We start from the raw sequence: 310 nt of genomic DNA on the forward strand, positions 1-310 counted from the left end.
AGGCCGAAAGGCGTAGTCGATGGGAAACGGGTTAATATTCCCGTACTGACACACATTGCGATGGGGGGACGGAGAAGGCTAGATGGGCCAGGCGTTGGTTGTCCTGGTGAAAGGGCGTAGGTGGTGATTTTAGGCAAATCCGGAATCACAACGCTGAGACCCGAGACGAACACACCACGGTGTGGAAGTCATTGATGCCCTGCTTCCAGGAAAAGCCTCTAAGCTTCAGATGTGTGTGAACCGTACCCCAAACCGACACAGGTGGTCGGGTAGAGAATACCAAGGCGCTTGAGAGAACTCGGGTGAAGGA

1 rRNA gene is annotated in these 310 nt (G+C 54.2%); it reads left to right on the top strand.

Features of this window, described 5'->3' with window-relative positions:
* Positions 1–310 (top strand): 23S ribosomal RNA (locus tag DA373_RS16170); the annotation flags it as partial.

This window comes from Oceanimonas marisflavi, from assembly GCF_003049725.1.
GTDB lineage: Bacteria > Pseudomonadota > Gammaproteobacteria > Enterobacterales > Aeromonadaceae > Oceanimonas > Oceanimonas marisflavi.